At 65.4% G+C, this 8,498-nt stretch carries 7 protein-coding genes; 3 read left to right on the top strand and 4 right to left on the bottom strand.

Annotation, left to right across the window (positions count from 1 at the left end; all coding sequences use genetic code 11):
• Window positions 1-550 precede the first annotated feature (550 nt).
• The 3 genes from DY468_RS23755 (at window position 551) to DY468_RS23745 (ending at window position 6,043) form a co-directional block, all read left to right on the top strand.
• Window positions 551-1,987, top strand: coding sequence for a mannose-1-phosphate guanylyltransferase/mannose-6-phosphate isomerase (locus tag DY468_RS23755; protein WP_164607963.1), 1,437 nt, complete (start codon window positions 551-553; stop codon window positions 1,985-1,987).
• 44 nt (window positions 1,988-2,031) lie between these two features.
• Window positions 2,032-3,528: a phosphomannomutase/phosphoglucomutase gene (locus DY468_RS23750; RefSeq protein ID WP_164607961.1), complete on the top strand. Its 1,497-nt coding sequence runs from the start codon at window positions 2,032-2,034 to the stop codon at window positions 3,526-3,528.
• Between the two features lie 751 nt (window positions 3,529-4,279).
• Window positions 4,280-6,043, top strand: coding sequence for a chloride channel protein (locus DY468_RS23745; protein WP_205512666.1), 1,764 nt, complete (start codon window positions 4,280-4,282; stop codon window positions 6,041-6,043).
• Window positions 6,044-6,060: 17 nt separating this feature from the next.
• Here DY468_RS23745 and DY468_RS23740 read toward each other — a convergent pair whose 3' ends face one another.
• The 4 genes from DY468_RS23740 to DY468_RS24705 all read right to left on the bottom strand — a co-directional run.
• Window positions 6,061-6,504, bottom strand: coding sequence for a PPC domain-containing DNA-binding protein (locus DY468_RS23740; RefSeq protein ID WP_205512664.1), 444 nt, complete (start codon window positions 6,502-6,504; stop codon window positions 6,061-6,063).
• A 64-nt stretch (window positions 6,505-6,568) separates the two neighbouring features.
• Window positions 6,569-7,252: a ubiquinol-cytochrome c reductase iron-sulfur subunit gene (gene petA / locus DY468_RS23735; protein WP_349644332.1), complete on the bottom strand. Its 684-nt coding sequence runs from the start codon at window positions 7,250-7,252 to the stop codon at window positions 6,569-6,571.
• Between the two features lie 181 nt (window positions 7,253-7,433).
• Window positions 7,434-8,108 carry a site-2 protease family protein gene (locus DY468_RS23730; RefSeq protein WP_164607960.1) on the bottom strand — a complete coding sequence of 225 codons (675 nt, stop codon included), beginning with the start codon at window positions 8,106-8,108 and terminating at the stop codon, window positions 7,434-7,436.
• Window positions 8,109-8,277: 169 nt separating this feature from the next.
• Window positions 8,278-8,498 (bottom strand): hypothetical protein (locus tag DY468_RS24705; protein WP_205512661.1); only part of this gene is annotated, 221 nt, incomplete at its 5' end.

Below are 8,498 nucleotides of genomic sequence, written 5' to 3'. Positions count from 1 at the left end.
TCGAATGTGGGAGCGAGACGAGGGAGGCGCTCAAGGCGGAGGAGATTATCCTGCGCCAATCCCTGACCGGGCTGTGATCGCGACGGTCTCGGGGGGCGCCGAGATCTGCGACAAGGCCACGGCTCGGCCTCGTCGATGAAGTCGCATGTGCACTGCGGGCCGGTGGACAGGGAGGCACGGGGGGAAGGCGCCGCCTCGGCCAACGAGCCTGAGGAGAGTGAGCGCGTGGCGGTCGTATACAGCGGCTGAGAGGGTGGCGTCAGTGCCAATCCGCGCTCCCGGGTCGAAGCGGAGATCGCGTCGTTGCGATCTCCGATGGACGGGGGGTGGAAGGACGTGCTCTGAGGGGGCGGTGATTTGGCTGCATGTGGATGCTGGTCAGCCAAGGGATCCTGGTGCCGATCGGGCAGGGCGGGTGGCGGAAGGTCGATGCCTGTTCCATGGTCCTGCCAGGGTGAGCCCGGGGGGCTGATTGGTGGTCTCGGGGGCTTATTGACTCGACAATTCGTTGCAACCACAAAGAGATCGCAATCATGGTTGGGTGTGTTCGATGAACGGTGACCGGAAGTCCGCGAACGAGCGTAGGTGTCTTCCCTTGATCATGTGCGGGGGCGCCGGGACCCGGCTTTGGCCGGCGTCGCGTGAGGTGCGCCCGAAGCAGTTTCTGCCGCTGTTCGGGCCTCGCTCGACGTTTCAGGACACCCTTCTGCGGGTATCTGATCCGACGTTGTTCGGGCGGCCGATCATCATCACCAATCAGGCCTACCGCTTCATGGTGCGTGATCAGCTCGCGGAGATCGGTATCGAGGCCGACGTTCTGCTGGAGCCTGCCCGGCGGGATTCTGGTCCCGCCATCGTTGCGGGCGCGGTGTTCGCCGAGCAACGTGAGGCGGGAGCGACGGTCCTGGCGTTGGCGGCCGATCACGTCGTGCGCGACAAGGATGGTTTCGTCGCAGCGTGCCGCGAAGGTCTGGCGGGCGTGGCCGAGGGCCGGATCGTGACCTTCGGGGTCGAGCCGGAGCGTCCCGCGACCGAATACGGCTACATCTGCCCCGGCGATGAGATCGTCGGCAAGGTCCGTGCGGTCGCGAAGTTTGTCGAGAAGCCGGACCTCGCCACCGCCGAGGGCTATGTCGCGGCGGGCTATCTGTGGAACAGCGGCAACTTCATGTTTCCGGCTGCGGCGCTGCTCGAAGAGTACAATGCGGTCGATCCGGACAGCGTTGCGACGATCACCGAGGCGGTGACGTCGGCCGGCAGCGACCTCGGCTTCGTGACATTGCCGGAAGCCTCGTTCGGCAAAGCCAAGCCGATCTCGATCGATTACGCGGTGATGGAGAAGACCAAGCGCGCCGCCGTGGTGCCGGTCGACTGCGGCTGGTCGGACGTCGGCTCCTGGCGTGCGGTGTGGGAGCTGTCGGCCAAGGACGGCGGCGGCAATGCCGCACAAGGTCCTGCGGTGTTTGAAGACTCCCGCAACTGTCACGTCTCCAGCGACAACACCCTTGTGGCTCTCGAAGGCGTCGACGATCTGGTGGTGATCGCGACCCAGGACGCCGTTCTGGTGTCCCGGCAAAAGGACGGTAACGGGCTGAAGCGGCTGGTTGCCAAGGTCAAGGCGGCGGCGCCCGAGGTCACCGACCATCACGCCCAGGTCCACCGTCCTTGGGGCTCCTACCGCTCGCTCGATTCAGGCGACCGGCATCAGGTCAAGCGCATCATCGTGAAGCCGGGCGAGCGGCTGTCGCTGCAGAAGCACCATCACCGGTCCGAGCACTGGATCGTGGTGCGCGGGACCGCGCAGGTGACCGTCAACGAACTGGTCAAGACGATCCACGAAAACGAGTCGATCTACATCCCGATCGGCGCCACCCACCGGCTGGAGAACCCGGGCAAGATCACGCTCGAGTTGATCGAAGTGCAGACCGGCAGTTATCTCGGCGAAGACGACATCATTCGGTTCGACGACGATTATCGTCGCTCCTGACTGATCGTCGTCAGCCCGCTCCTCCTATTCGCGAAAGTCCGCCGATGTTCCCGACGCCGCAGCCGCTTCTGACGGCCAACACCTACGCCTATGAATCCGAGCCGATGGTGAAGCCCACTGGTTTCCGCGAGTACGACGCGCGCTGGCTGTTTGGCCAGGAGATCAACCTGATGGGGGTGCAGGCGCTGGGCATGGGGCTCGGCACGCTGATCGCCGAGCTCGGGCGGCCGCAGGAGATTGTCACCGGTCACGACTTTCGCAGCTATTCGGCCTCGATCAAATACGCGCTGATCGCCGGCCTGATGGCGTCGGGCTGCAAGGTCCACGATATCGGACTCGCCGTGACCCCAATGGCATATTTCGCGCAGTTCGAGCTCGACGTGCCGTGCGTGGCGATGGTCACCGCCTCGCACAACGACAACGGCTGGACCGGCGTCAAGATGGGCGCCAACCGGCCGCTGACCTTCGGCCCCGACGAGATGAACCGGCTGAAGGAGATCGTGCTCGGCGCAGCGTTCAAGCAGGGCGCCGGCTCCTATGTGTTTCATCCGAACTTCCCGGCCCGCTACATCGCCGACCTGACCAAGCACGCCAAGCTGAAGCGCAAGCTCAAGGTGGTGGTCGCCTGCGGCAACGGCACCGCCGGCGCGTTCGCCCCGCAGGTGATGGAAGCGATCGGCTGCGAGGTGATCCCGCTCGACACCGAGCTCGATCACACCTTCCCGAAGTACAACCCGAACCCCGAAGACATGGAGATGCTGCACGCGATCCGCGACGCGGTGCTGCAGCACAAGGCCGATCTCGGCCTCGGCTTCGACGGCGACGGCGACCGCTGCGGCGTGGTCGACGACACCGGCGAGGAGATCTTCGCCGACAAGGTCGGCGTGATGCTGGCGCGCGACATGTCGGCGATCCATCCGAACGCGCGGTTCGTCGTCGACGTCAAATCCACCGGCCTGTTCGCCACCGATCCGGTGCTGCAACGGCAGGGTGCCCAGACCGAATATTGGAAGACCGGCCACTCCTACATGAAGCGCCGCACCAACGAGCTGAACGCGCTCGCTGGTTTCGAAAAATCCGGCCACTTCTTCTTCAACGCGCCGCCCGGCCGCGGCTATGACGACGGCTTGGTGTCGGCGATCGCGATCTGCGAGATGCTCGATCGCGCGCCGAACAAGTCGATGTCGCAGCTCAAGGACGCTCTGCCGAAGACCTGGTCGTCGCCGACGATGTCGCCGCATTGCGCCGACGAGGTGAAGTATCGCGTGATCGACGAGGTCGTGAAGCACTTCGAAAAAGCGCAGAAGAACGGAGATAAGGTCGCCGGCCAGCCGATCCGCGATCTTGTCACCGTCAACGGCGTCCGCGTCACCTGCGAAGACGGCAGCTGGGGCTTGGTCCGCGCCTCCTCGAACAAACCCGAACTGGTGGTGGTCGTCGAAAGCCCGGTGTCGGAGCAGCGGATGCACGACATGTTCGAAGCGGTGAACGTCGTGCTGCGCCAGCATCCAGAAGTCGGCGCGTATAACCAAACGATTTGAGACCCCGAGATGCCCAAGCCTGCTTGGTGCATGAGGTCCGTCGCTGAAAGGTCAATGCGGATATTGCCCTGGGTCGGTGCAATCATTCAGTGCCTACTGCCTGTCCTGGGGAGCAACGCGCTTTGCCGTCCGTATCACCGGATGGTCTACGGAAGACGATAGCGCGCGATGGCCTCTGCGTTCCGGCGGTGGATACTGGTTGAACCGCTGATCCGGCCCGTGGCGACCGCGATGTGCGTCGCCTGGATTCGGTCTTAGGCACGAGTCGGTCCGCCACGGACGAGTGAACCAATCGGCCGATCAACGTCTCGAGCATGGGCGCTTCGCCGGGGAGAGGCGGGGGGATCCCGCGCCGAGTCTCACGGGAAAGAGATTTGAACTTTCGGTGAGCGGCTCACAGATTGCGACGATGCTGCGGCGCGAGGCGTTGCGGCTCCGGGTCGGTTCGGGCGTCTTGCTGAAAATTCCGAAGATGTTGCGGATTAAGGGATCGCGGAGGTCGCGCGCGCTGGCGGCTGTGCGCGAGCCGCCGGTCCGCGGCGCGCGTTCTTCCCAGATCGAAGCCCACTGCCGATTTCGCCGTCGGCACCGGGCGGTTTGAAAGAACGACGATGAATCAGGCAGTTCCGTCCGACGTGGCGTGGGTTCGGTCGTGACGCGGGGCGGAGCGGGAGCCGGCTCGACGGCAGCCGATCGTGCGCCGTTGCGTCGACGTTCCAGCCGGCCCTTGAGCCGTCGGCGGATCGCCGCGATGCTCTGGCCGCATCGGATCGGGTTGTTTCGCCTGTGCCTGCTGGCGGTTGTGGTCGGCGTCATTACCGGCTTCGGCGCGATCGCGTTTCGGGCTCTGATCGCGGTGATCCACAACGCGGCGTTCTTCGGGACGCTGTCGGCTTATTACGACGCCAATGAATTCACCCCGGCCTCGCCATGGGGGGCGCTGATCATCCTGGTGCCGGTGATCGGCGGTCTGGTGGTGGTCTGGCTGGTCAACAATTTCGCCCCGGAGGCGCGCGGCCACGGCGTGCCCGAGGTGATGGACGCGATCTTCTATCGCGAGGGCAAGATCCGGCCGCAGGTGGCCGCGATCAAGTCGCTGGCCTCGGCGATCTCGATCGGCACCGGCGCGGCGGTCGGCCGCGAGGGGCCGATCATCCAGATCGGCGCCTCACTCGGCTCCTCGCTCGGCCAGCTCGTCGCGGTGGCGCCGTGGCAGCGGATCACGCTGGTCGCGGCCGGCGCCGGCGCCGGTATCGCAGCGACCTTCAACACCCCGATCGGCGGGGTGATGTTCGCAATCGAGCTGATGCTGCCGGAAGTCAGCGCGCGCACCTTCCTGCCCGTCGCGCTGGCGACCGGGACGGCGACCTTCATCGGGCGACTGTTCCTCGGCCTGGCGCCGGCCTTCGCGCTGCCGCAGGATCTGCTGCTGGCGGACCAGCCGACGCCGCTGACATCGCTGTTGTGGTTCGCGCTGCTCGGCGCGCTGATGGGACTGGCGGCGACCGCCTTCATCCGCGGGCTGTCGGCGGCCGAGACGCTATTCGAGACGATCAAGAACACCTATCTGCGCAATATCGTCGGCATGCTGATGGTCGGCGTCCTGCTGTACGTGCTGATGCGTAATTTCGGCCAGTACTACGTCGACGGCGTTGGCTATGCGACGATTCAGGCGATCATGACGGGCGGGCTGATGCTGCCCGGGCTGCTGGCCTTGCTGTTCATCTGCAAGCTCGCCGCCACCTCGGTCAGCCTCGGCGCCGGTGCCTCGGGCGGCATCTTCTCGCCGTCGCTGTTCATGGGCGCGACGCTCGGCGGCGCGTTCGGCGCGGCGGTGGCGCTGGTCGATCCCGCGCCGGGCCTGACGGTCGCGACCGCTGGGATCGTCGGCATGGCGGCGATGGTCGGCGGCGCCACCGGCGCTGCGATGACCGCGGTGACGATGATCTTCGAGATGACCCGCGACTACGATCTGGTGATGCCGGTGATCGTCGCGGTGGCGCTGGCGATCGGCGTGCGCCGGCTGCTCAGCCGCGAGAACATCTACACCATCAAGCTGGTCGGCCGCGGCCATGCGATCCCGAAGGCGCACCACGCCAACATGTTCCTGGTCCGCCATGCCCACGAGGTGATGGATCGCAATCCGCTCATCGTTGCGGCGACGACTCCGCTCGACGACTTCCTGCAGCGCGACGATCTTCCGCAGGGGCTCGCCCATGTGGTGGTGACACGCGGCGATATGATCGTGGGAGCGGCCCGGATCAATACCGGCTTTCGCCGCAGTACCTCGCCGTCTTATTCCGGCGTCACGCTCGGAGACCTGGCACAGAAGTTCACGATCGCTCGCCGCCGCGACGTGGTGTTCGAGATCGTCGCCCGCATGACCCGCCGCCAGGCGTCGATGGCGATCGTGGTCGACAGCGAAGGCCGCCCACGGGCCTCGCAGGTAGTCGGTGTGATCACCAAGGAGCACGTTGCGGATTCGGTCGCCGAGAGCGTGCGGCCCTACGGCTGAGCAGGGCCGCCGCGCGATCAGGTGTCGGTGCGGATCAACGCCAGACCGGACTCCGGATCGTATGCCTTGCGCAGCAAGGTCGGGCTCTCGGTCAGCACGATCTCCAGCGTCGGCCGCACATGGCCTTCGCCGAGGTGGCCCGCCATCGCGCTGCCGTCGCGCCGGCCGACCACGAGATGGATGTGCAGCGCCGGTTTGCCGGACGGCGCTTGTGCGATGTCGCCGGTGAGCGAAGCGACTTCGACCTGCTGGTCGACCGGAATCCGGATGTACTTCTTGGCGTCCCAGTCGAAGTAATTCAGCACGACCCGGCGAAATGCGCCGATCGCGCTGAACTGCGCGGCAAAGATGCCTTGCTCCTCGGCGAAGCGCTGCATGCACTGCATGACCTCGTCGCCGGTTTCGAGCACGATCACCCAGGTCGTCTGTCCGCCGTCGTCGTGCAATTTCCTGTGTTGCATGATGTCGCCTCGTCGATGGGCGGCAAACGGCGGACGGGCGTGAACGTTCCCCCGGCCAACATCCTCAGATCTGGCGGATCGTGGAGAAGTCGAACTTGCTGTTCGGCGGATTTTCGCCGATCCGGATCTTGGCATCGCCGATGAAATGATACGGCGGCACCGGCAAATTGTACGGTGCCGGAACGCCCCTGAAGACGCGGCCGGCCAGATCGTATTTGGAGCCGTGGCAGGTGCAGAAGTAACCTCCCACCCAGTGCTCGGACGACGGCATGTCGGTTGGCAGCGGCTCGAATGTCGGGATGCAGCCGAGATGGGTGCAGATGCCGACCATCACGCCGAACTCCGGATTGACCGAGCGATGCCAATTGTCGGCGTAGTCGGGCTGCTGGTGCACGCTCGATGTGGGGTCGGACAGCCGCGCCAGCAGGGCTGGGGACTGCAGCGATTGCAGCGCCTGCGGCGTGCGGCGGTTGATGAAGATCGGGCGATCCCGCCAGCGAACGAGGATCTGCTGGCCGGGCTGCACGGCGCTGAGGTCGACGTCGATCGGGGCGCCGGAGGCCAGCGTCGAGGCGTCCGGCTCCATCTGATCGATGAATGGCCAAATCGCCGCTGCCGCGCCGACCGCCGCCATGGCGCCAGTGGCGACGAACAGAAAGTCGCGCCGCGTCGGTGTAAGCGGATCGCGGTCGGGCGAGGGAGCAGGTGTGGAGGTCGAACTAGAATTATGAGTTGCGGCTGTGGTCACGGTGGTCGTCCCGCTTTGCCGCGACGCTTCCGGAAGGAGTCGCGCCGCGAACAGGTCTCGCCCCCTGTCGTACCAAGTGGTCGCCGCGACTGCGGTTCCGCCTCACTGCGCATCCTGTCGCAGAGTTAATCGTACAGAGCGTGATGCTTACGGTGGCACCGCTCGAGGGACGGGGACTCGGTCAGACGTTCCCGGTGAGCATCAGGATCGCTTGGACCACGACCCTGCTGGATTGCGCGATGAACTGGGTCGCCACGCCGATGCCGGCGAGCGGCAGGATGAAGATCAGCCCGAGCAGGATCAGCATGCCGTAAGGCTCCAGCCGTGCCAGCGGGTTCGCCAGCGCGCGCGGCAGGATGCCGACAGCGATCCGGCCGCCGTCGAGCGGCGGAATCGGCAGCAGGTTGAAGATCGCCAGAACGACATTGATCAGCAGCGCGTTGGCGAGGTTCTGCATCAGCCATTGGCCGGCCTCTCCCGGCACGTAGCCGACCAGATGGAAGGCGAGCCCCGCCAGCGCCGCCAGCACCAGATTGATCGCCGGTCCTGCCGCGGCGACCAGCACCATGTCGCGCCGCGGATTATGCAGGTTGCGGAAATTCACCGGCACCGGCTTGGCATAGCCGAACAGAAACGGCGACTGGATCACCAGCAGGAGCAGGGGCAGCAGCAACGTGCCGAACGGATCGATGTGCTTGATCGGGTTGAAGCTGACGCGACCCAGCATCCAGGCGGTGTTGTCGCCGCACAGCTTTGCCACATAGGCGTGCGCGGCTTCGTGGAACGTGATTGCGATCAGGAGCGGCAGCGCCCAGACCGAAATCACCAGCATCATATTGGAGAACGAACCTGTCATATCGATCGACTCGGGGTTTGGATCGATCGGAAGGCCGAAGATCCGAGGCGGGAACCAGCAGGATATAGAAGCCGGGCCGCCACCGCGCCAGCACTGGCAACCTCGTCGGCGTGATCATGGACTCGAAGTAATGCGGCGGCGTTCGGTGGCTGGCGTCGTAGACGATTTCTTAACCAAGACCGGCGGGCAGCGAGCGCTGCGCGCCCGCTTCACGACAATGGAACCGGATGGAACCTGATGCATTAGCGGAGGCAACACCACCGGCGTTTCGCATCGCCGGCGACTGACCTCTGCGCTTGTCCGAGACGCTCTCGCCATGACGTCGCTCCCGCCCCAAACCCCACCACCGCCTGGCTTCGATCCGCAGGCTCGTCAGGAAGCTCTCCGGCG

Source organism: Rhodopseudomonas sp. BR0M22 (assembly GCF_010907035.1).
Classification (GTDB): domain Bacteria; phylum Pseudomonadota; class Alphaproteobacteria; order Rhizobiales; family Xanthobacteraceae; genus Rhodopseudomonas.
This window is presented reverse-complemented; position numbering and strand designations above follow the sequence as displayed.